We start from the raw sequence: 24018 nt of genomic DNA, 5'->3' as shown, positions 1-24018 counted from the left end.
TTAATTACGCTTCGTTTGTATTTCTAACTTTCACTTGATACACTACATTCGGTTTCGTTTGTAGATAATCTAATACGTGATAAGCTCTTTTATCTTTTGCTAATGTTGCTACTTGGTCTTTTTCATTATTAACATCTCCAAAAACCATAGCTCCTGTTGTACAAGCAGATGAACAAGCTGTTTCAAACTCATCGGTATCTACAGCTCTTCCTTCTCTTTTTGCTTTTAAAATAGTTACTTGAGTCATTTGAATACACATAGAGCATTTTTCCATAACTCCTCTAGAACGAACTACAACATCAGGATTTAACACCATTTTTCCATACTCATTGTTCATGTTAAAGTCAAACTCGTTATTATTAGAATAATTAAACCAGTTAAAACGACGAACTCTATATGGACAGTTGTTTGCACAATATCTTGTACCTACACATCTGTTATATGCCATTTGATTTTGACCTTGACGACCATGTGATGTTGCTGCAACAGGACAAACAGTCTCACAAGGAGCATGATTACAGTGTTGACACATCATTGGTTGAAAAGTAACCTCAGGGTTTTCTGCTTCAGTTTCTAAAGCTCTATAGGTATCTCCTCTACTTAACCCTAATTCTTTTGCTTCTTCTCTAGTTTCTACTTCAGAAGAATAATATCTATCAATACGCAACCAGTGCATATCTCTACCTACTCTAACTTCATTTTTACCAACTACAGGAACATTGTTTTCTGCATGACATGCAACTACACAAGCCCCACAACCAGTACAAGATGTTAAATCTATTGATAAGTTAAAGTGATGTCCTATTTCTCTATTGTGCTCATCCCAAATATTAATGGTACTAGCTTCTACTTCATTATGATCATAAGAAACAAATGCAGGCTTATTCCAAGAATGCTTTGGATCTGCAGAACTATTATATTCTTTTAAGGTTGCTACTTTTAAAATATCATGACGACCTGCAATTGTTTTTTGTACTTGTGTACAAGCAAACTTATGCGTTCCTGATACTTTTTCTATAGAAACATTATACTGTATATTATTTCCATTAGTGTATAAAGTATATGCATTAACACCAACTTTCATTTCATCTTTCAAACCAAAAGTTCTTCCATAACCTAAAGCTAAACCTACAGAACCTTTTGCTTGACCTGGCTGAACCATTACTGGAACAACAAGTTCTTTTCCATTTACAGAAACTTTTGCATAGTCTCCATTAATTGCTCCATTATCTTTTACAGGATTCGCAAAACCTAACGCTCTTGCATCAGCAATAGACATTGTTAAGTAGTTATCCCAAGAAGCTCTAGTTAATGGGTCTGGAAACTCTTGCAACCAAGGATTGTTTGCTTGTTTACCATCTCCTAAACCAGTTTTTGTATATAAATTCAATTCAAAAGCAGATGCTTTTGTTGATTTTAATAATTGAGAAGCAACGTCTGAAATAACTATATCAGAAACCGTTGTTTCTTCAACCTCTAAAATTTCTTTTTTATGAAAACCATTATGTAAAGCTGTATTCCAAGAAGCCCCATTTAAAACATTTGTCAAAGCAAATCCTTTTAAATATTCATAATAACTTACAGAATTGCCTGTCCATTTTAATAGTACGTCTTGAATTTGACGGGTATTAAACAATGGTTGAATTGTTGGTTGCATTAAACCATAAGTTACTTGATCGAATTGAGTATCTCCCCAAGACTCTAAAAAGTGTGGTGTTGGCAATGCAAAAGTAGAAGCATCAACAGTCTCATTATTTTCTATTGATAACGCTACAGATAATTCTACCTTTTTAAGTCCTTCAGAAAAATCCGATGAATTTGACAATGAATAAATTGGATTAACATTGTAAGAAATTAATCCTGCAACTTTACCAGATTTCATATCAGAAACTAACTGAGCAACTTCTGTATCATTTCCTTGACGGACATTCAATGTATTATTTACATCAATGATTTCACTATTCAATGCCTTATTGATTGCCAAAGCAACTAGTTGTGCATTTTTATCATTCAAACCTGTTAAGACAACCCCTTTAGCACCTGCTTTTTGCAAAGACTTTGCTGCTGCATTAACATCTGCGTCTACCGAAGTTGTTTTTGAAGGAACATTTGAACCTGTGATTATATTATATAAATTTAACAACGCAAAAACCTGATCAGAAGGCTTTAAAACCAAACGTTTATCAGAATTTGCACCTGTTAAAGACATATTACTTTCAAACTGAATATGGTATGACATATCTCCAGTTTCTGGTTTTCTACCAGCTATATATTGCTTCTCAAACCCTCCGTGAAAATCTCCTAAGAAATCTGCACCAAAAGAAACAATTGTTTTTGCTTTATCTAAATGATAATTTGGTAGTGTACGTTTACCATACATTGCCAACATAGCATCTGCTGCTCCAGATTCTGAAACGGCATCATAAACTACATGTGATATATTTGGATAAGCTGCTATAAACTCTTCAACTATTTTAGATGTTGAAGGACTCGCCATCGTTCCTGTTAATAAAACAACTGGTTTGTTTGCCTCCTTTAATTCGTTTAATTTAGCTGCAATTTCTTTATCTGCATCAGACCAAGTAATTGTAGCTCCACCTTTAGAAGGCTCTTGTAAACGTAATTTTTCATCATATAAAGACAAAACAGCAGCCTGTACTCTAGCACTGGTTGTTCCGTTTGCATCTTTATTTGGCATTATTTGAATTGGACGACCTTCACGTGTTTTAACTAACACATTAGCAAAATCATAACCATCAGCCATAGAAGTTGCATACCAATCAGCAACTCCAGGAGTTACATCATTAGGTTTAACAACATAAGGAATAGCCTTTCTTACTGGCCCCTCACAAGCCGCTAATGAAGCTGCAGCTGTAGTGAAACCAACATATTTTAAGAAATCTCTACGTGAAGTAGAAGAATTTTCTAATGTTTCTTTATCACCTAAAAAATCATCTGTAGGAATTTCTTCCACAAATTCTTTTTTACTTAACGTTTCAACAATAGAACTCCCTTTAAGTTCCTCAACACTTTGCCAGTATTTTTTGTTTGAAGCCATTTATACTTTTTATTTAATGATTGAAAGATTTCAAAACAAAGTTTCTTAATCTTTTAATTTTTAATTTATTGAATTAGTAGTGACATTTACCACATTCTTTACCTCCTAATTGTGCAATTGTTACTTGCTCAACATTATACTTCTTAGCCAACTGCTCATGAATTTTTGTGTAATATTCATTACCTTTTACATCCACTTTTGTTGCTTTATGACAATCGATACACCAACCCATTGTTAATGGAGAGTATTGATACATTTCATCCATTTCCTCTACTGGACCATGGCATTTCTGACAAGCTACCCCTGCAACAGTTACGTGTTGTGAGTGATTGAAATACACAAAATCTGGTAAATTATGAACTCTTACCCATTTAATTGGTTTTGTATTACCTGTATACTCTAAGTTATCAGCATCCCAACCAACGGCATCATAAATTTTTGCAATTTCTTTATCTAACTCTGCTTTACCATAGGTCATTCCATCCCATTCAACTTTTGTATCCTCTGCAACTTCAGAAATATTTTTATGACAATTCATACAAACATTTGCTGTTGGTATACCAGAAGTTTTACTATGTTTTGCTGAAGAGTGACAATATTGACAATCAATTTTATTATCTCCTGCATGAATTTTATGTGAGAATGCTATTTCTTGAAGAGGCATATAATCTTGATCTACACCAACTTTAAACAAAGTTCCGAAAACCACATATGCTCCCATTAATAAAATAAAGATTGTACACATTACTTTTAAAAATGTGTTCTGTTTAAAACCTTCCCAAACTTCATTTAAACTAGCAATTGCTCCAGGTGTTTTTGGCGCTCCTTTTAATTCGCTAATTGTTTTTAACAAACTAGCAATAATCAAAAACGCTACAATAATTGCTGCGGCTAAAATATAAATCAACCACTTTGGGCTTTCATTAGACTTTTGACCAGCTTCAGTAACTACAGCAGCCCCTTTTTTTACAGGATCTCCAACAGTAGTATAATATAAAATATCATCTATATTTTGATCTGTTAACTGAGGAAAAGCAGTCATTGACGCTCCATTGTACTCATCAAAAATTGCATTTGCGTCAGAATCTCCAGAAGATCTTAACGCTGCATTGTCTTTAATCCAAGATTTTAACCAGTCATTTTCTCTACGATCTTCTACACCACCTAAAGCTGGCCCAATAAGTTTCTTGTCTAACTTGTGACAAGAAGCACATAAAGATTTAAATAATTTTCTTCCTTCTTTTTGACGAGCTTCATCTACATCTTGAGAATAAGAAGACAAGCTAAATGCAAAAAATAAAAGTAACGTAATACTCTTTAAAAGTAATGAGGTTAGTCTATTGTGTAGTGCTACACTTTTCATATTTACAAACTATTATTTTAGTAATGTGTATAAATTCGTTCAAAAACATACTTTTCAAACAGTTTGACAAAAGTACTACTTATTGCTAAATTTTTAAAAGCTAAAAGAATGTTAAATTTAATTTATAATAATTCTAAATAAGATTTGACTTCAATTTATTCTATTACAAGTCGTTATTTTTGTAGAAACAAAATTTAAAATGAAGAAAACGATACTAATAACCCTATTTTTAACTGGATTTTTTGCAGGAACTGTTAAAATTTCTGCACAAAACAACACAAATAGCAGTAAGAAAGTAAAAGAATTAATAGAAAAGAAAAGGGCTTATAATAAAAAATTTGGTTTCGGATATCGAATTCAATTATACAATGGACCCGAACAAAAAGCTAGAAGTTTACATAGTAAGTTTAAAGTATTATTTCCTGATGTGTATTCAAAATTAAAATTCGACTCTCCTGATTGGAAGGTACAGGTAGGAAATTACAAAACTAGATTAGAAGCAGATAAAGCTATTGTTAATTTCTCTGAAAAGTTTTCTGGAATTATTGTTATACCTATGGGGAAATAATTAAAAAAAGAGCAAACATAAAAAAGCCGAAATTCAGAAGAATTTCGGCTTTTTTTGTATATAAAATATTCGTTTATTTTAGCTTCTTTTTAACTGCAACTTCTTTATAAGCTTCAATTACATCGCCTTCTTGAATATCATTATAGTTCTTGATCTGAAGTCCACAGTCATATCCTTTAGCAACTTCTCTTACATCGTCTTTAAAACGCTTAAGTGATGTTAAAGTACCGTCATGAACTACAATTCCGTCTCTAATTATTCTTATTTGAGAATCTCTAAAGATTTTACCAGACATTACCATACAACCTGCAATGTTACCAACTTTAGAAATTTTATAAACCTCTCTAATTTCTACGTTACCTGTAACTTCTTCTTTCATTTCTGGAGATAACATTCCTTCCATGGCATCTTTTAAGTCATTGATAGCGGCATAAATAATAGAGTAAGTTCTAATATCTACTTCTTCTCTATCTGCTACGGCTCTTGCATTTCCTTGAGGACGCACATTAAACCCTACTATAATTGCATCAGAGGCGGTTGCTAATAACACATCACTTTCTGTAATGGCTCCAACTCCTTTATGCAAAATATTTACTTGAATTTCTTCAGTAGATAATTTTTGGAAAGAATCTGTTAATGCTTCTACAGAACCATCTACATCACCTTTTAAGATAATATTCAACTCTTTAAAGTCACCTAAAGCAATTCTACGTCCTATTTCATCTAACGTTAATGTTTTCTGAGTTCTTACGGATTGCTCACGTTGAAGTTGAGAACGTTTAGATGCAATTTGTTTTGCTTCTCGTTCATCATCAAATACAACAAATTTATCACCTGCTTGTGGCGCTCCATCTAAACCTAAAATAGATACTGGAGTAGAAGGACCTGCAACTTTTAAATTATTTCCTTTATCATCAAACATTGCTCTAACTTTACCACTGTGTTTACCTGCTAACAAGTAATCTCCAATTTTTAAAGTTCCTGCTTGTACTAAAATTGTAGAAACATATCCTCTTCCTTTATCTAGTAAAGCTTCAACAACCGCACCAACTGCATTTTTATTAGGGTTTGCTTTCAATTCTAAAATTTCTGCTTCTAATAACACTTTTTCTAATAATTCAGGAATACCTTCTCCTGTTTTAGCAGAAATATCTTGCGATTGAATGTTTCCTCCCCATTCTTCAATTAATAAATTCATTGAAGATAATTGTGTTTTCACATTATCCGGATTGGCATTAGGTTTATCAATTTTATTAATAGCAAATATGATAGGAACTCCCGCTGCTTGCGCATGAGAAATTGCTTCTTTTGTCTGTGGCATCACATCATCATCTGCTGCAACCACAATAATTACTAAATCTGTTACCTGTGCTCCACGTGCACGCATTGCTGTAAAGGCTTCGTGACCCGGTGTATCTAAAAATGCTATTTTTTGATCTCCTACATTTACAGAATAAGCACCAATATGTTGCGTAATTCCTCCACTTTCTCCATCAATAACATTTGCTTTTCTAATATAATCTAATAAAGATGTTTTACCATGATCTACATGCCCCATTACCGTAATAATTGGTGCACGAGTTTCTAAATCTTCTGGTTTATCTACTACTTCTTCAATAGATTCTTCTACTTCAGCTCCAATAAACTCAACTTTATGATTGAATTCTTCCGCAACAATAACCAATGTTTCTGCGTCTAAACGCTGATTCATTGTTACCATCATACCTAAAGACATACATGCCGAAATAATATTTGTTACAGGAACATCCATCATCGTAGCAACTTCACTTACCGTAACAAATTCTGTTACTTTTAAGATTTTATTATCTAATGCTTGTGCTTCTTGTTCTGCCTCTGTTTGTTCTCTGTGAGCATCTCTTTTATTTCTACGGTATTTTGCACCTTTTCCTCTAGAAGATTTTCCTTGAAGTTTTTCTAGAGTTTCTCTAACTTGCTTCTGGATTTCTGCTTCTGTTGGTTCTTCTTTTTTAACTGCTGCAGGTCTTTGGTTTCCTCTTCCTCCTCTGAATCCTGGTCTATTATTTCCTTGAGCCCCTCTATTATTTCCTTGACCTCCTCTATTACTAGAATTTGTTCCAGGCTTGCTTACGATACGTTTACGCTTCTTTTTAGCGTCTGCATTTGCATCTTTTTTAGCTTCAGGTTTTTTCTTTTTAGGCTTTTCGAATTGTTTTAAGTCGATTGTTTTTCCTGTAATTCTAGGACCATCTAACTTTTTATACTGAGTTTTGATAGCTTCTGCATTTTCTGCAGTAATTTCTTTAGGGGTTTCTTTTTTTACCTCAACCTCTTTCTTAATGTTTTTCTTAACCTCTAAGTCTATAATTGCTTCCTTTTTAGCAGCAGGCTTAACTTCTACTTTCTTAGGCTTTTCTTCAATAGGCTTAACAGATTCTTTTACAGGCTTCTCTTCTGTTTTCTTTATTTCTTCAACAACAACTTCTTTTTTAGGCTCTTCTACTTTCTCTAGAGGTGGTTGTTCTTCTTTCTTTACTTCTTCTTTTTTAACTTCAGCTTTTTTATTACCGATATTTTCTATATCGATTTTACCTACAGTTTTAAACTGTAATTTATCTGCCTTGGCTTTAAGAATCTCTTCCTTCTTAACCTCTTCTGCTCTTTTCTTTTCTAACTTAGCTTCATGTTCAAGGCGAATTGCTTCTTTCTCTTTACGTTTTTCTTCGCCAACTTCTTTAGATGCAGCTTTTTTGCTAGCATCTGTTTGGAAGCCATCTAGTAACACTTGATAGACATCACCAGAAATTTTAGTAGTTGGTCTCGATTCTATTTCATGACCTTTATCTGCTAAGAATTCTACTGCTCTATCAAGAGAAATATTTAATTCTCTTAAAACCTTATTAAGCCTCATTGTTTTGCCTTCAGACATATATTATTTTTTAGCCTTTAATTTGTAAAAATATACTTTTCTTACCGTACTTTAACTGTTGATTATTCTTCGAACTCTTCTTTCAAGATTCTTTGAACATCTAAAATTGTTTCTTCTTCTAAATCGGTTCTTCTAACCAATTCTGCCACACTTGTTTCTAAGACACTTCTTGCTGTATCTAAACCAATTTTTTTGAATTCTGTTATTACCCAGTCTTCAATTTCATCTATAAATTCTGTTAATTCTACATCTTCTTCTTCTAAACCTTCTCTCTTAACATCAATTTCGTAACCTGTTAATTCACTTGCCAAACGAATATTAACACCACCTCTACCTATTGCTTTAGAGACTTCTTCTGGTTTTAAAAGCACGCTTACACGTCCTTTTTTACCGTTTCTTTCTTCATCATACATTTCTATTTCCATTGATGTCACTTTTGCAGGACTTAAGGCTCTAGAAATAAATAACTGTTCGTTTTTAGTATAATTGATTACGTCGATATTTTCATTTCCTAATTCGCGGACAATGCCGTGAATTCTAGACCCTTTTACACCAACACAAGCTCCAACTGGATCTATTCTATCATCGTAAGAATCTACAGCTACTTTTGCTTTTTCACCAGGAATTCTTGCGACACCTTCAACTGTAATTAAACCATCGAAAACTTCTGGTATTTCTTGTTCAAATAATTTATTTAAAAACAATGGTGAAGTTCTAGAAAGTATTATTGCTGGCTTATTACCTCTTAATTCTACCGATTTGATAACCCCTCTTACAGAATCTCCTTTTCTAAAGAAATCTGAACGAATTTGTTCACTTTTTGGCAATACAATTTCATTACCATCATCATCTAACAAGATAATTGCATTGTGACGAATGTGATGTACTTCTGCTGTGTACAAATCTCCTTCTAGATCTTTAAAATGTTTAAAGATATTTGTACTATCGTGTTCGTAAATTTTAGAAATTAAATTTTGTCGTAATGCTAAAATAGCTCTTCTTCCTAAATCAATAAGTTTTACCTCTTCAGAAACATCTTCGCCAATTTCAAAATCTGGCTCAATTAATCTTGCCTCTGCAAGTTCTATTTCTTCGTTATCATCTTCAGAAAAACCATCGGCAACAACAACTCTATTTCTCCAAATTTCTAAATCTCCTTTATCTGGGTTAATAATAATATCAAAATTATCATCAGACCCAAATTTACGTTTTAAGGCAGCTCTAAATACTTCTTCTAAAATAGACATTAGAGTTACCCTGTCTATACTTTTATTATCTTTAAATTCTGAAAACGAATCAATTAATGCTATATTTTCCATTACATTTTTGCTTAAAATACAATCTTCACTTTTGCTTCTTTAATATCCTTATATAGAATAGTTGCTGTTTTTTCTACAGTAACTTTTCCTTTACCTATCGGTTTTGGTTCTCTTGCTTTCCAGTTTAAAACAATTTGATTTTCATTAGCTTCTACTAAAGTGCCTTCAAATTCTTCATCTGTGGTTTTTACTTTTAACAATCTATTAATATTCTTAATGTATTGTCTTTTTACTTTTAATGGATGCGAGATGTCTGGAGTAGATACTTCTAGCGAAAAATCTTCTTCTTCTCTATCTAAATTGGCATCTATACTTTTACTAATCCTAATACACTCACTTAAAGGGACTCCATTATCTCCATCTACTATAACTTGAATCTTATTGTTTGAAGATATTTCTAAATCTATCAAATATAATGATTCATTCAACGCCAACGCTTCATCTACTAAATCTCTTACCTTAGTTTGGTCCATTTAAATCTTAAAATAAAATATAAAAAGAGGGGACTTATAAGTCCCCTTCATTTTTCATCTGTTATAATTTTCGGTGCAAATATACTAAATGTTTGCGACTTACCAAATTGAGTTTAATTCAAATATTTTTTGTAACTTTAAATATCCATTAATTTTAATTCTAATTCCCAAGTTATGAAAAGAATTTTAGTCCCAATAGATTTCTCAAAACAATCTGAATACGCAGCAAAAATGGCTGCTAGAATTGCTAAAAAATCTAACAGTGAAATTTTTCTTTTACATTTAATAGAATTACCCTCAGGTGTTGTAGACATGGGGTCTGGGAGTAAGTTTAGCATTCCAGAAAGCATGCTTTATTTAAGAATGACAAGAGAACGTATCATTAGTTTTAAAGAAAATTTCTTTTCTAAAAAAACTCGAGTTTCTTATTCTATTAAATTACAAAACCCTCATGAAGGAATTCAAAAATATGCAGATAAAATTAATGCAGATTTAATTGTAATGGGTTCTAAAGGTCATTCTGAATTTGAAGAAATTTTAATTGGATCTAATACAGAAAAAGTAGTAAGAACCTCTACAGTACCTGTTCTTGTAGTTAAAAAAGACGATGAAAAATTTAAATTAAAGAATTTAGTCTTTGCATCTAGTTTTAAAAACGACAACAAAGAAGTATTTCGTAAGTTTTTAGATTTCGCAAATGCTTTTGATAGTAAAATTCATCTTTTAAAAGTAAATACACCTTCAAATTTTGAAAGTACTCACGATGCAAAAGAAAAAGTAAAAGGTTTTATAAAAGAATTCAAACTACCTAAGCATTCTATAAACATTTATAATGATACGTCTATTGAAAGTGGAATTTTAAATTTCTCTAGAGATATCAATGCCGATATTATTGCATTGAGTACACATGGTAGAAGTGGTTTGTCTCATTTATTCTCTGCAAGTGTTACTAAAAACCTATCAAAAAGCGCCTTAAAGCCAATGTTAACAATTAAAGTATAATCATAGAAAAACCTTCTTTTGCTGAGTTTACTTCGGCAAAAGAAGGTTTTTTTTGGTATAGACTAGTTTTAATTTTTATTACAAAATATAATCAGTACTAATAAAATTAGATGTTTTCTTATCTAATAATTCTTGTAAAATTGCATTGTTATATTCCGTGTCTTTAGAGGCAACAAATGTTCTAATTGAAAAAGACCGCAATGCATCATGTACACTTAAGGTTGCTACTGCAGAATCTTTTCTACCAGTAAACGGATATACATCTGGTCCACGTTGACAAGAACTGTTTAAATTTACTCTACAAACCAAGTTAACAAGCCTATCAATTAAAGGAGCTAATATTGCTACATCACTACCAAAAACACTTACTTGTTGTCCGTAATTAGACGCCGCCATATCATCTAAAGGCTCATTAATATTTTTAAACGAAACAATTGGAGTTACGGGTCCAAATTGCTCTTCATGAAAAACACGCATTTTTTTATTTACAGGATATAAAACTGCGGGAAAAATATAATTTTCTGAGGTTAATCCTCCTTTTTTATTAATGATTTTTGCTCCTTTTTCTTTGGCATCATCAATTAGTTCTTGAATATAAGCTGGTTTACCTGGTTCTGGCAAAGGAGTTAATTTTACATTTTCTTCCCAAGGGTTTCCAAATTTTAAAGCATCTACTTTTTCAGAAAAACGCTTATTAAACTCTTCAACAACATTCTCATGAACGTATAATATTTTTAATGCAGTACAACGCTGTCCATTAAAAGATGTTGCACCTGCTAAACATTCATTAATAGCCAAATCTAAATCAGCATCCGGTAAAACAATTGCTGGGTTTTTAGCCTCTAAACCAAATACCAAACGCAATCTGTTTTTATTTGGATGATTTTCTTGTATTGCATTTGCAGATTTACTATTTCCAATCAACGCTAACACATCTACCTTACCAGTTTTCATAATTGGCGTTGCCAAAGTTCTTCCTCTACCATAAATAATATTAACAACTCCAGCCGGAAAACTATTTTGAAAAGCTTCTAATAAAGGAGACAATAATAAAACACCTTGTTTTGCAGGTTTAAAAACTACTGTATTTCCCATTAATAATGCAGGAATTAACAAAGCAAATGTTTCATTTAAAGGATAATTATACGGAGCTAAACACAATACAACTCCTAATGGTCCTCTTCTAATATGTGCATGAACTCCGCTATGTTTTTCAAACTTAGCAGAATCTCTATCCATTTGTTTATATTCCTCAATAGAATCATAGATATAATCTACAGTTCTATCAAATTCTTTTTCTGAATCTGTTAAAGATTTACCTATTTCCCACATTAAAAATTTTACAATTTCTGCTCTTTTGGTTTTCATTTGGGCAGTAAATTTTTCCATGCAATTAATTCGGTCTTCAACCTTTGTCGTTGGCCACAATCCCTGACCTCTATCATATGCTTTATTGGCAGCTTCTAAAGCCTCTAAAGCTTCTTTTTCTGTTAATGTTGGTATGGTTCCTAACAAGGTAGGTTTGTACACTTTCGTTGATGAAATTGTAGAAGTAACTTCTGATGTTGCTCCTGACCATTCTCTTAATTCACCATCTACTAAATATGTTTGTTGATGCAGCAATGCATCTATTTTATATGCATTTGGAATTTCTAAAAACTCTTGTTTCATAAATTTTGAATTTAGAATTGAAGTCTAAAACTTCAATAATCTATTTAGATTAAAATTAGCAAGTTCAAATTAACGAAAAATAACACTAAAACACCTTTAATATTGCAAATAAAAGGTGTGAAAAAACGAAATAAATGTTGAGTTCTTTTGTCTTATTTAGATAATAAAAAGGATACAACTAAACCAAAAACTGAAATAAATCTGGCTTATTGTTTAAATAATCTCCAAAGAAATTTCTTTCTTTCATCTTAAGAATTAATGGTTCTAAATCTTTAGATGATTTTAACTCTAGACCTACAACAGCGGCACCGTTTTCTCTATTTGTTTTCTTAGTATATTCGAAATGGGTAATATCATCATTTGGCCCTAAAATATCGACCAAAAATTCTTTTAAAGCACCTGCTCTTTGTGGAAATTTTATAATAAAATAATGCTTTAAATCTGCATATAACAAAGCGCGTTCTTTTATTTCTGCAGTTCTTGTAATATCATTATTACTTCCACTGATCACGCAAACTACATTTTTCCCTTTTATTTCATCTGCAAAAAAATCTAATGCAGCAATACTTAAAGCACCGGCAGGCTCAACCACTATTGCATCTTTATTATACAAATCTAAAATTGTTTGACAGATTTTTCCTTCTGGTACGGTAATCATATCATGTAAATTTTGCCGACAAATTGCAAAAGTTAAGTCGCCCACTTTTTTAACAGCTGCTCCATCTACAAAAGCATCTATATGAGTTAAAGCTGTATTTGTTTTATTTTTTAAGGATGTTAACATAGAGGGTGCCCCTTCTGGTTCTACTCCAATTATTTTTGTTTCTGGTGAAAACTCTTTAAACACTGATGACAAGCCTGAAGACAAACCACCACCTCCAACAGGCACAAAAACGTAGTCTATTTTTTTATCTGTTTGACTCAGTATTTCCAGACCAACTGTTGCTTGCCCTTCAATCACTTTTTCGTCATTAAAAGGATGAATAAATGTTTTCTCTTTTGCTTTACAGTCTACAATTGCTGCATGATAAGCATCGTCAAAAGTATCACCTTCAATAACAATATTTATAAATTCTTCACCAAACATTTTTACTTGCTCTATCTTTTGATTTGGTGTTGGAGAAGGCATGTAAATGGTTCCTTTTATTTGCAATAATTTACAAGACAATGCAACACCTTGCGCATGGTTTCCTGCACTTGCACAAACAATTCCGTTTGCTTTCTCATCCTCAGTTAAAGAAGACATTTTATTATACGCACCTCTAATTTTATAAGAGCGTACAACTTGTAAATCTTCTCTTTTAAACAAAATGTTACTATCAAATTTCTTTGAATTCTGTAAATTTAGCGTCAAAGGAGTTACAGATGCTACATCTTTTAATCTTAAAGATGCAGCTTTTATATTCTTTATACTTGGAAAATATATGGTTTCTGTTTCCATAAATGGAATTATACTTCGGTTTTTATTACTTTCATTGCAGTCATAGACGCTCTTAATTTTGCTCCAACTTTTTCTACAGGATGATTTCTAATAATACTATTAACTCTAATTAATTCTTGGTTATCAACTTCATTTGAATCCGTAAATTTCTTACCAATAACATCCGTTGAAACCGATTTCATGAAATCTGCTAACAAAGGCTTACAAGCATGATCGAATAAGTAACAACCATATTCTGCCGTATCAGAAATTACACGGTTCATTTCATATAATTTTTTTCGTGCAATTGTATTGGCAATTAATGGTGTTTCATGTAAAGATTCATAATATGCAGAAGCAGCAATAATTCCTGAATCTGTCATTGCTTCAAAAGCTAACTCTACACCCGATCTTACAAAGGCAACCAATAAAGTTCCATGATCAAAATATTCTTGTTCAGAAATTTCCTGATCTGTAATTTGTTGTTTTTCAAATGCAGTATCACCTGTTGCTGCTCTCCAAGTTAATAAATTTTTATCATCATTTGCCCAGTCTTCCATCATTGTTTTTGAGAAATGCCCCGTCATAATATCATCCATATGTTTTTGAAACAACGGACGCATTATGTCTTTTAATTCTTCTGAAATTCTAAATGCTTCAATTTTTGCAGGATTGGACAATCTATCCATCATATTAGTAATTCCTCCATGTTTTAAAGCTTCTGTTACTGTTTCCCAACCAAATTGAATTAATTTTGCAGCATAACTTGGCTCAACACCTTCTTCTACCATTTTATCGAAAGATAGAATTGCTCCTGTTTGTAACAAACCACATAAAATCGTTTGTTCCCCCATTAAATCAGATTTTACCTCAGCAACAAAAGAAGATTCTAAGACCCCTGCCTTATGTCCTCCTGTGGCTACTGCATATGCTTTTGCTTGTGCCCAACCTTTTCCTTCTGGGTCATTCTCTGGATGAACTGCAATTAAGGTTGGCACTCCAAATCCTCTTTTATATTCTTCTCTAACTTCAGATCCCGGGCATTTTGGGGCTACCATAATTACCGTTAAATCTTTACGAATTTGAGTTCCTTCCTCAACAATATTAAATCCGTGAGAATACGATAATGTTGCTCCTTTTTTCATTAAAGGCATTATTGTAGCCACAACTTTTGTGTGTTGTTTGTCTGGAGTTAAGTTAATCACTAAATCTGCTGTTGGTAATAATTCATCATAAGTACCAACTGTAAATCCGTTCGAAGTTGCATTTACATAAGATTCTCTTTTTTGATCAATTGCTGCCTGCCTTAATGTATAAGAAATATCTAAGCCAGAATCTCTCATGTTTAAACCTTGATTTAAACCTTGTGCTCCACAGCCCACAATAACAATTTTCTTTCCTTTTAATGCGTTTACTCCATCTTCAAATTCAGAAGCATTCATAAAGCGACATTTTCCTAATTGTTCTAATTTCTCTCTTAATGTTAATGTGTTAAAATAATTTGACATTTCTTTTTATTTAATTATTGTATGTTTCTAACAAGGTTGATATTTTCATTTCTTCTTTAGTTACGGATATTCTTCCAGAACGAGTAAATTGCATTATTCCAAATACAGATAACTCCCTGTATAGTAATTCTATTTCTTCTTTTTTTCCTGATTTTTCAATCACAAAAAAATCTTTATTTACGGTAACAATTCTTGCGTTACTTTCTTTAATAATATTCTGAATTTGACGTTCATCAAAAAGTAAATCTGATTTCATTTTAAAAATGCAAGATTCTTGATAAATCGTTTCTTCATCATTATGATAAAACGCCTTTATAACCTCTATTTGTTTTTCTATTTGACCTATAATTTTCTTCATGTTTTCTTCGGTCATTTTCACTACAACCGTAAACCTAGAAACTCCTTCAATTTCTGATGGAGAAGTGTTTAAACTCTCTATATTTATATGTCTTCTTTGGAAAATTGCTGAAATTCGATTCAACAATCCAATATTGTTTTCTGTATAAATAGATACTGTGTATAATTGTTTTTCTGTACTCATCTTATTCTAGTCTTATGTCTGAAACACTTGCTCCTGTAGGAATCATAGGAAACACATTTCCTTCTTTTTCTACACAAACCTCTAAAAAGTAAGCCTCTTTACTTGCCATCATTTCTGCAACTGCATCTGCTAGTTCTTCTCGCTTAGTTACTTTCTTTGCTTTTATATAATATCCTTCTGCAATAGCTACAAAATTTGGATTTACCATTTCTGTTGATGCATAACGTTTGTCAAAAAATAATTGTTGCCATTGACGCACCATTCCTAAAAAATCATTATTTAAAACCACAACTTTTACGGCTGCTTTTTGCTGAAAAATAGTTCCTAATTCTTGAATGGTCATTTGGTAACCTCCATCACCAGAAATAGAAACAACTTCTCTATCTGGAGCTGCCATTTTAGCTCCAATTGCTGCTGGTAAACCAAAGCCCATTGTTCCTAATCCACCAGAAGTAATATTACTTTTTGTTTGATTGAATTCTGCATATCTACAAGCAATCATTTGATGCTGACCAACATCACTTACAATTGCTGCATTTCCCTTACTTTGAATATTAATTTCTTTTAAAACCTCAGCCATTGTTAATCCTTCTTTCGTTGGATACAAATCATTTTTAATTACTTTTTCATACTCAACAGCATACAACTCTGCAAATTTTTGACGCCATTCTGGATGCGTGTTTTTATTTAACATTGGTAATAGTAATTCTAAGCTGACTTTTGCATCCCCTAAAACTGCTACATCTGTTTTTACATTTTTATCTATTTCTGCCGGATCAATTTCAAAATGAATTACTTTGGCTTGTTTCGCATACGTATTTATACTTCCAGTAACACGATCGTCGAAACGCATACCAATTGCAATTAACACATCACATTCGTTAGTTAAAACATTGGGTGCATAATTACCATGCATACCCACCATACCAACATTTAAAGGATGCGAAGTAGGAATTGCAGAAGCACCTAAGATTGTCCAAGCAGATGGAATTCCTGCTTTTTCAATTACCGCTTTAAACGCTTCTTCCGCTTCGCTTAAAATTACTCCTTGTCCCCAAACTACTAATGGTTTTTTAGCCCCATTAATTAATTTTGCAGCAGCTTCTACAGAAGAAACAGCTGTTTTTGGAATAGGAATATAACTTCTAACTTTTGTACATTTTTCATATGAAAAATCGAACATTTCCATTTGAGCATCCTTAGTAATATCGATTAAGACAGGTCCTGGTCTCCCACTTTTTGCAATATAAAAAGCTTTTGCCAATACTTCTGGAATATCAGATGCTTTGGTGACTTGACAATTCCATTTTGTAACCGGAGTTGAAATACCAACAATATCGGTTTCTTGAAACGCATCACTTCCTAATAAATGAGAAAAAACTTGCCCTGTGATACACACCATTGGTGTAGAGTCTATTTGTGCATCTGCAATACCTGTAATTAAATTGGTTGCACCCGGACCAGAAGTTGCAATACACACTCCTACTTTACCAGAAATTCTTGCAAAACCTTGTGCAGAATGTGTGGCACCTTGTTCATGACGTGTTAAAACATGATGAATTTTATCTTGATACTTATACAATTCGTCATAGACTGGCATAATTGCTCCACCAGGATATCCGTAAATTATTTTAGTATCTTCTTCAATTAAGCATCTAACAATTGCCTCGCTTCCAGAGATTCTTTCTGTAACTTTTGTTGAAGTTTCTTTGTTTTTTATGGTTTGTGTTTCCATATTATTTCTTGTTTAGATTAAAGAATAGAGAACTATTTTCTCTTGTCTTTTTCTTATCTATTTTGTCTTGATTTTTTTTATAAATCTGTAACACATCCTTTAGATGCTGAAGCTACAGTTTTAGCATATTTATATAAAATTCCTTTTTTATGCTTTAAAGCAGGAGCTACCCATTTTGATTTTCTTTCTGCTAGTTCTTCCTCAGAAATTAGAACATTAATAGAGTTATCTTCTGCACTAATTCTAATTTTATCACCAGTTTCTATCAAACCAATTGCGCCTCCAGATTGTGCCTCTGGCGTAATATGTCCAACCACAAAACCATGCGTTCCTCCAGAAAAACGACCATCTGTAATTAAAGCTACAGATTTTCCTAAACCTGCTCCCATAATTAAAGAAGTTGGTTTTAACATTTCTGGCATTCCAGGTCCTCCTTTAGGTCCGACATACCTAATGACGACTACATCTCCTCTTTCTACTTCACCATTAGAAATTCCTGTATTTGCTGCTTGCTCACCATCATAAACCACTGCTTTTCCTTCAAACAACAATCCTTCATTTCCAGAAATTTTTGCAACCGCTCCTTCTTCTGCAAGGTTTCCATAAATTATCTGAATATTTCCAGAAGATTTTAATGCTTTATCTTTTGGATGAATTACATCTTGTTCATCAAATTCTATTGCTGTTACATCTGCTAAATTCTCTGCTAATGTCTTACCTGTAACTGTCATACAATCTCCATGTAAATATCCATTATCTAATAAATATTTCATTACAGCAGGCGTTCCTCCAATTCCATGAACATCTTCCATTAAGTATTTACCAGATGGTTTTAAATCTGCTATTAATGGAGTTCTATCAGAAACTCTTTGAAAATCTTCTAGAGTAAATTCTATATCAGCCGCATGTGCAATTGCCAAAAAGTGTAATACCGCATTGGTAGAACCTCCTAAAGCATTTACAATTGCAATAGCATTTTCGATAGATTTTTTTGAAATAATATCTAACGGCTTTAAATCTAACTCTAATAAATTTTTAATAGCCAAAGCAGTTCTTTCTGCTTCAGATAATTTATTTGGATTTTCTGCTGGTATGGATGAATTATAAGGTAAAGAAAACCCCATACATTCTATTGCAGAAGCCATTGTGTTTGCAGTATACATACCACCACATGCACCTGCTCCAGGAATGGCTCTTTTTATAATTTCCCTATATTCTTCTTCTTCTATTTCTCCTGCTACTTTTTGTCCTAAAGCTTCAAAAGCAGAAACAATATTTAACTTTCTACCCTTATAATTTCCAGATGCAATTGACCCTCCATACATCATAATAGATGGGCGATTTAAACGCAACATGGCAATTACCGCTCCTGGCATGTTTTTATCGCAACCAACCACAGAAATTAAGGCATCATAACTTTGAGCGTTTACAACAGTTTCTATAGAATCTGCAATAATATCTCTTGAAGCTAATGAGTAATTCATACCCGAAGTCCCCATAGAAATTCCATCTGAAACCCCAATTGTATTAAACCCTAACCCAACTAAACCAGCAATTTTTGATTCAATTTTAACTTCCGCTGCCAAATTGTTTAAGTGCATATTACAGGGGTTACCATCATAACCTGTACTTGCAATACCAACTTGGGCTTTTTGCATATCATCATCCGTTAAACCAACTGCATACAACATTGCTTGTGATGCAGGTTGAGATTCGTCTTGTGTTAATCTTTTGCTATGTTTATTTAATTCCATTTACTCTTTTATTCAATTTGTTGACTAAATTACTATGTTTCACTGTTTTTATTAAATATTATACAATCATACTCTTTAAGTTCACCCCCTTAGAAACAATATTAAAAAACTGATTAACAACTATTTAAATACACTATATTATGATGCTCAATGAGTGAAATAAATCAAAAAAAAAACCTCCCAAAAAAGGAAGGTTCTATTTAAAAAATATATAAATATCACTTCCTTATCAAATCGTAATAATTACGATGATGACAATAGAAATAATATTTAATATTTGTTTGTTCATTTACATTTCAAATATTTAGAATTTTTATTTAGAAATCCTAATTTAATTAAACGTTTCTAAATAATAGTACTTTGCCCTGCGTGAATATTCATAAAATTAAGATTACTATCTTCTTGATTAGAAATATAATCCGCAATAAAATCTCCTACTTTAGAGGTACTTGCAGAAAAATTACTCTTATTCTTAATATCTTCTGTGGTTATTCCTAAAACTAACGATTTTTCTACTGCTCTTTCAATAGCTTCTGCTTCTTCATGTAAACCTAAATGCTCCAACAACATAGCTGCAGATAAAATTGAAGCTAATGGATTTGCAACATCTTTACCTTTAGCTTGTGGAAACGAACCGTGAATTGGTTCAAAAAGTGCACTTTTATCACCAATTGATGAAGATGCCAACAAACCTATAGAGCCACCTATAACACTTGCTTCATCAGAAATAATATCTCCAAAAAGATTTTCAGTTAAGATTACATCAAACTGTTTAGGATTTAAAATCATTTGCATAGCAGCATTATCTACAAATAAGAACTCTAAACTTACATCTTTATATTTTTTTGCGATTTCTGTAACTGTTTTTCTCCATAAACGAGATGTTTCTAACACATTTGCCTTATCCACTAAAGTTACTTTTTTTCTTCTATTTTGTGCTGCTTGAAAAGCCAAATGAGTGATTCTAGAAATTTCTTCAACAGAATATGAACATCCATCAAAAGCGACTTGTTTGTCATCACTTAATTCTTTTATTCCGAAATAAATTCCACCCGTTAATTCTCTAAAGATAGCTATATCTGTTCCTTTAATTATTTCTTCTTTCAAAGGTGAATTTGCAATTAACTGATCATATGCTTTAACAGGTCTAACATTACAATACAAACCCAATTCTTTACGCAAACGCAATAAACCTTGCTCTGGTCTTACAGTTGCTGTTGGATTATTATCATATTTTGGGTCTCCGATGGCTCCAAATAAAATAGCATCTGACTTTTTACAGATGTTTAACGTTTCTTCTGGCAAAGGATTTCCTGTTTCATCTATTGCGCACGCACCCATTTGAGCTTCTTTGTATAAAAAAACATGATTGTAAGTGTCTGCAACTGCATTTAATGCTTTTTTTGCTTGATTTGTTACTTCCGGACCTATGCCATCTCCAGGAATTACAGCGATTGTAAATTTCATATACCTTTATATTGTTGCTTCGTAAGCGTTAATTTTATCTTTTTTACTAATTAAAAAATCGATATCGTCATAACCATTAATCATACAGGTCTTTTTGTATGGGTCAATATCAAAACTTGCATTACCGACTTTTGTTTCTAATGTTTGTGTTTCTAAGTTAACTGTAACTTCTGATGTTGGGTTTTCTTCTAAATGTGTCAATAATTTCTTTAAAAACTCTTGAGATACTTGCACAGGAAGTAGTCCGTTATTTAAAGCATTCCCTTTAAAAATATCAGCAAAAAAACTGCTTACTATAACTTTAAACCCATAACCAACCAAAGCCCAAGCTGCATGCTCTCTACTAGAACCACAACCAAAATTATCTCCAGCAACTAAAATACTACCACTGTAATTTTTATTATTTAAAGCAAAACTTTCATTTACACTTCCGTCTTTGTTAAACCTCCAATCCCTAAAGACATTATCTCCAAAACCTAACTTATCAGTTGCTTTTAAAAAACGTGCAGGAATGATTTGATCTGTATCAATGTTTTCTGGTGGTAATGGAACTGCTCTCGATGTTAATTTTATAAACTTTTCCATTAATTTAAATATTTTGTAATATCCACTATTCTCCCTTCTACTGCTGTTGCTGCAGCCACTAACGGACTTGTTAAAATGGTTCTAGAACCCTGCCCTTGCCTGCCTTCAAAATTTCTATTCGAAGTTGAAACACAGTATTCTCCTTCTGGAATTTTATCATCATTCATCGCCAAACAAGCAGAACAACCCGGTTGCCTTAATACAAAACCAGCTTCTTCAAAAATTGTTTGTAAGCCTTCTTCTACAATTTGTTTTGCTACTCTTTGAGAACCTGGCACTAACCAAGCGTTTACGTTTGCTGCTTTTTGTTTGCCTTTAACAAAGGTAGCTGCAACTCTAAAATCTTCTATTCTAGAATTTGTACAGCTACCTATGAAGACATAATTTACTTGCTTATTAATTAAAGATTCACCCTTCTTAAAATTCATATAAGTCAATGATTTTTCAAAAGAAACATCTTTAATGTCTGGAATATTTTCCGTTATTTTTATTCCCATCCCTGGGTTTGTTCCATACGTTAACATTGGCTCTATATCTGAGGCTTCGAAAGAATATTCTTTATCAAAAACAGCATCAGAATCTGTAGGCAATGTTTTCCAATACGCAACTTTTTTCTCAAAATCTTCGTTTTTTGGAGCAAACTCTCTGCCCATAACATAATCAAAAGTTATTTGATCAGGTGCAATCATTCCTCCTCTAGCCCCCATTTCTATACTCATATTACAAACGGTCATTCTACCTTCCATAGACATTTCTTCAAAAACATTTCCTGCATATTCACAGAAATATCCCGTTCCAGAATTGGTACCTAATTTTGCAATAATATATAAAATGACATCTTTAGGTAAAACCCCTTTTTTAAGTTTTCCATTTACAGAAACACGTAAACTTTTTGGCTTTTCTAATAACAAACATTGACTTGCAAAAACTTGGGCAACCTGACTGGTACCAATTCCAAACGCAATGGTTCCAAATGCACCGTGAGTTGAAGTGTGTGAATCTCCGCAAACCATAGTCATTCCTGGTTGAGTGATTCCTAATTCTGGAGCAATCACATGTACAATTCCGTTGTTTTTATGACCTAAATCGTATAATGGAATGTTATTTTTTTTACAATTTTTAGCCAACTGTTCTAGCTGCTTTCTAGAAAGCTCGTCTTTAATTGGTAAATGTTGGTTTATTGTTGGAGTATTATGATCTGCAGTTGCAACAATTTTATCGGGTCTTGCAATAGGAATATTTCGCTTTTCTAATTCGTTAAAAGCCTGTGGACTTGTAACTTCGTGAATTAAATGCTTATCAATATATAAAACCTGTGGGCCGTTTTCTATCGAATCAACTACATGAGCATCCCAAACTTTATCAAATAATGTTTTTCCCATTAGGCTATTGCTATTTTAGAAATTTTATTCACTGTATCCATTATCTTATGAATGTCTTCATCTATAATTTCTTTTTGTTGATCTGCAAATTCTAAGAAAGATGTATAAGCAGCATCTAATTGTACCTTTGTTAATTCGTAACCAATTTTTTTAGCTCTATATGCCAAGGCTGCTCTTCCACTTCTTGCTGTTAAAACAATTGCACTCTCAGTAACACCTACTTCTTCAGGATCCATAATTTCATAAGTAGCTCTGTTTTTTATGACTCCATCTTGATGAATTCCAGAACTATGAGCAAAAGCATTTGCACCAACAATTGCTTTGTTGGGTTGTACTGGCATTCCCATGCTTTCACGAACCATAATACTTGTATCATACAACAACTTTGTGTTGATAGAAGTTTCTAAGTTTAAATATGGATGTTGTTTTAAAATCATAACAACTTCTTCTAAGGCTGTATTTCCTGCTCGTTCTCCAATTCCGTTTATGGTACACTCTATTTGACGAGCCCCATTAACAACACCAGAAATTGAGTTTGCTGTAGCCATACCTAAATCGTTATGACAATGACAAGAAAGAATTACATTTTCTATTCCTTTTACATTTTCTCTTAAATACTTTATTTTTGCACCATATTCTTCTGGCAAACAATACCCTGTAGTATCTGGTATATTTAAAACAGTTGCTCCTGCTTTGATAACTTCTTCACAAACTTTAGCCAAAAACCCATTATCTGTTCTACCAGCATCTTCTGCGTAAAACTCCACATCTTCTACAAATGATTTTGCATAAGAAACAGCACCTATAGCACGCTCTATTACTTTATCTCTTGTTGAATTGAATTTGAATTTTATATGAGAGTCACTTGTTCCAATACCTGTATGAATTCTAGGGAACTTAGCATACTTTAATGCTTCTGCAGCCACTTTAATATCATTTTTTACAGCCCTTGTTAAACCACAAACCGTTGCATTTTTTACAATTTTAGAAATTTCTGAAACCGAAATAAAGTCACCCGGACTAGAAACAGGAAAACCAGCTTCTATTACATTTACACCCAATAAATCTAACCTTTCAGCAATTATTAGTTTCTGACTGGTATCTAACTTACAGCCGGGAACTTGCTCACCATCTCTTAACGTAGTATCAAAAATTTGTACCTTATTGTCTTGCATAATTTCTATAAAGATTATATAAATAATAAATCAAATGTATATATTGCCTTTTCAAAAGGAAGATAAACAAATACATAACGAACGATTTT

Annotated in this window: 17 protein-coding genes; 2 read left to right on the top strand and 15 right to left on the bottom strand. The window is 32.5% G+C overall.

Translation table 11 applies throughout. From position 1 onward, the window contains the following. Positions 1-4: 4 nt before the first annotated feature. Together MC378_RS06015 and MC378_RS06010 are read right to left on the bottom strand one after the other, a co-directional pair. The gene (locus tag MC378_RS06015) at positions 5-3058 is read right to left on the bottom strand and encodes a TAT-variant-translocated molybdopterin oxidoreductase (protein ID WP_242177846.1); all 3054 of its coding nucleotides are present in this window, start codon (positions 3056-3058) and stop codon (positions 5-7) included. 73 nt (positions 3059-3131) lie between these two features. Beyond that, positions 3132-4421, bottom strand: coding sequence for a c-type cytochrome (locus MC378_RS06010; protein ID WP_242177845.1), 1290 nt, complete (start codon positions 4419-4421; stop codon positions 3132-3134). A 199-nt stretch (positions 4422-4620) separates the two neighbouring features. Here MC378_RS06010 and MC378_RS06005 point away from each other — a divergent pair, with 199 nt between their 5' ends. Beyond that, a complete protein-coding gene (locus MC378_RS06005) occupies positions 4621-4989 on the top strand; it encodes an SPOR domain-containing protein (protein WP_242177844.1) in 369 nt (122 codons plus the stop codon). A gap of 73 nt (positions 4990-5062) precedes the next feature. Here the strand turns inward: MC378_RS06005 and infB are convergent, their stop codons facing one another. The 3 genes from infB to rimP form a co-directional block, all read right to left on the bottom strand. Then, complete coding sequence (gene infB / locus MC378_RS06000; RefSeq protein ID WP_242177843.1) at positions 5063-7897, bottom strand: translation initiation factor IF-2; 2835 nt, start codon at positions 7895-7897, stop codon at positions 5063-5065. A gap of 62 nt (positions 7898-7959) precedes the next feature. After that, on the bottom strand, positions 7960-9216 hold the full coding sequence (gene nusA / locus MC378_RS05995; RefSeq protein WP_242177842.1) for a transcription termination factor NusA: 1257 nt from the start codon (positions 9214-9216) through the stop codon (positions 7960-7962). Positions 9217-9227: 11 nt separating this feature from the next. Next, positions 9228-9689: a ribosome assembly cofactor RimP gene (rimP, locus tag MC378_RS05990; protein WP_242177841.1), complete on the bottom strand. Its 462-nt coding sequence runs from the start codon at positions 9687-9689 to the stop codon at positions 9228-9230. Positions 9690-9863: 174 nt separating this feature from the next. Here rimP and MC378_RS05985 point away from each other — a divergent pair, with 174 nt between their 5' ends. Beyond that, entirely contained in the window at positions 9864-10691 is an 828-nt protein-coding gene (locus MC378_RS05985; RefSeq protein WP_242177840.1) for a universal stress protein, read from the top strand. Between the two features lie 78 nt (positions 10692-10769). On the opposite strand, the gene MC378_RS05980 is transcribed toward MC378_RS05985, so the two are convergent. The 10 genes from MC378_RS05980 to MC378_RS05935 form a co-directional block, all read right to left on the bottom strand. After that, on the bottom strand, positions 10770-12362 hold the full coding sequence (locus MC378_RS05980; protein WP_242177839.1) for an NADP-dependent glyceraldehyde-3-phosphate dehydrogenase: 1593 nt from the start codon (positions 12360-12362) through the stop codon (positions 10770-10772). 178 nt (positions 12363-12540) lie between these two features. Beyond that, positions 12541-13803: a threonine ammonia-lyase IlvA gene (ilvA, locus tag MC378_RS05975; RefSeq protein WP_242177838.1), complete on the bottom strand. Its 1263-nt coding sequence runs from the start codon at positions 13801-13803 to the stop codon at positions 12541-12543. An 8-nt stretch (positions 13804-13811) separates the two neighbouring features. Beyond that, positions 13812-15290 carry a ketol-acid reductoisomerase gene (ilvC, locus tag MC378_RS05970; RefSeq protein ID WP_242177837.1) on the bottom strand — a complete coding sequence of 493 codons (1479 nt, stop codon included), beginning with the start codon at positions 15288-15290 and terminating at the stop codon, positions 13812-13814. Positions 15291-15300: 10 nt separating this feature from the next. Beyond that, positions 15301-15831: an acetolactate synthase small subunit gene (gene ilvN, locus MC378_RS05965; protein WP_242177836.1), complete on the bottom strand. Its 531-nt coding sequence runs from the start codon at positions 15829-15831 to the stop codon at positions 15301-15303. A 1-nt stretch (position 15832) separates the two neighbouring features. After that, complete coding sequence (gene ilvB / locus MC378_RS05960; protein ID WP_242177835.1) at positions 15833-17566, bottom strand: biosynthetic-type acetolactate synthase large subunit; 1734 nt, start codon at positions 17564-17566, stop codon at positions 15833-15835. Between the two features lie 77 nt (positions 17567-17643). Then, the gene (ilvD, locus tag MC378_RS05955) at positions 17644-19320 is read right to left on the bottom strand and encodes a dihydroxy-acid dehydratase (RefSeq protein WP_242177834.1); all 1677 of its coding nucleotides are present in this window, start codon (positions 19318-19320) and stop codon (positions 17644-17646) included. A 345-nt stretch (positions 19321-19665) separates the two neighbouring features. Then, a complete protein-coding gene (leuB, locus tag MC378_RS05950; RefSeq protein ID WP_242177833.1) occupies positions 19666-20787 on the bottom strand; it encodes a 3-isopropylmalate dehydrogenase in 1122 nt (373 codons plus the stop codon). A 6-nt stretch (positions 20788-20793) separates the two neighbouring features. After that, positions 20794-21372 carry a 3-isopropylmalate dehydratase small subunit gene (gene leuD, locus MC378_RS05945; RefSeq protein ID WP_242177832.1) on the bottom strand — a complete coding sequence of 193 codons (579 nt, stop codon included), beginning with the start codon at positions 21370-21372 and terminating at the stop codon, positions 20794-20796. Next, a complete protein-coding gene (leuC, locus tag MC378_RS05940; protein ID WP_242177831.1) occupies positions 21372-22754 on the bottom strand; it encodes a 3-isopropylmalate dehydratase large subunit in 1383 nt (460 codons plus the stop codon). The genes leuD and leuC overlap by 1 nt, the downstream gene beginning before the upstream one ends. Beyond that, entirely contained in the window at positions 22754-23929 is a 1176-nt protein-coding gene (locus tag MC378_RS05935; RefSeq protein WP_242177830.1) for a 2-isopropylmalate synthase, read from the bottom strand. Before MC378_RS05935 ends, leuC begins: the two co-directional genes overlap by 1 nt. Positions 23930-24018: the final 89 nt, after the last annotated feature.

Source organism: Polaribacter marinus, from assembly GCF_022662535.1.
GTDB lineage: Bacteria > Bacteroidota > Bacteroidia > Flavobacteriales > Flavobacteriaceae > Polaribacter > Polaribacter marinus.
Note: the sequence above shows the minus strand (reverse complement) of the source record. Positions and strands in the feature narration are given on the sequence as shown.

Coding starts and splice junctions, on each gene's coding strand:
- ilvC (WP_242177837.1), bottom strand. CDS start 15,290: ATGTCAAATTATTTTAACACATTAACATTAAGAGAGAAATTAGAACAA.
- MC378_RS06015 (WP_242177846.1), bottom strand. CDS start 3,058: ATGGCTTCAAACAAAAAATACTGGCAAAGTGTTGAGGAACTTAAAGGG.
- MC378_RS05980 (WP_242177839.1), bottom strand. CDS start 12,362: ATGAAACAAGAGTTTTTAGAAATTCCAAATGCATATAAAATAGATGCA.
- leuC (WP_242177831.1), bottom strand. CDS start 22,754: ATGGGAAAAACATTATTTGATAAAGTTTGGGATGCTCATGTAGTTGAT.
- leuB (WP_242177833.1), bottom strand. CDS start 20,787: ATGAAATTTACAATCGCTGTAATTCCTGGAGATGGCATAGGTCCGGAA.
- leuD (WP_242177832.1), bottom strand. CDS start 21,372: ATGGAAAAGTTTATAAAATTAACATCGAGAGCAGTTCCATTACCACCA.
- MC378_RS05985 (WP_242177840.1), top strand. CDS start 9,864: ATGAAAAGAATTTTAGTCCCAATAGATTTCTCAAAACAATCTGAATAC.
- MC378_RS05935 (WP_242177830.1), bottom strand. CDS start 23,929: ATGCAAGACAATAAGGTACAAATTTTTGATACTACGTTAAGAGATGGT.
- ilvB (WP_242177835.1), bottom strand. CDS start 17,566: ATGGAAACACAAACCATAAAAAACAAAGAAACTTCAACAAAAGTTACA.
- ilvD (WP_242177834.1), bottom strand. CDS start 19,320: ATGGAATTAAATAAACATAGCAAAAGATTAACACAAGACGAATCTCAA.
- MC378_RS06010 (WP_242177845.1), bottom strand. CDS start 4,421: ATGAAAAGTGTAGCACTACACAATAGACTAACCTCATTACTTTTAAAG.
- infB (WP_242177843.1), bottom strand. CDS start 7,897: ATGTCTGAAGGCAAAACAATGAGGCTTAATAAGGTTTTAAGAGAATTA.
- ilvN (WP_242177836.1), bottom strand. CDS start 15,831: ATGAGTACAGAAAAACAATTATACACAGTATCTATTTATACAGAAAAC.
- rimP (WP_242177841.1), bottom strand. CDS start 9,689: ATGGACCAAACTAAGGTAAGAGATTTAGTAGATGAAGCGTTGGCGTTG.
- nusA (WP_242177842.1), bottom strand. CDS start 9,216: ATGGAAAATATAGCATTAATTGATTCGTTTTCAGAATTTAAAGATAAT.
- ilvA (WP_242177838.1), bottom strand. CDS start 13,803: ATGGAAACAGAAACCATATATTTTCCAAGTATAAAGAATATAAAAGCT.
- MC378_RS06005 (WP_242177844.1), top strand. CDS start 4,621: ATGAAGAAAACGATACTAATAACCCTATTTTTAACTGGATTTTTTGCA.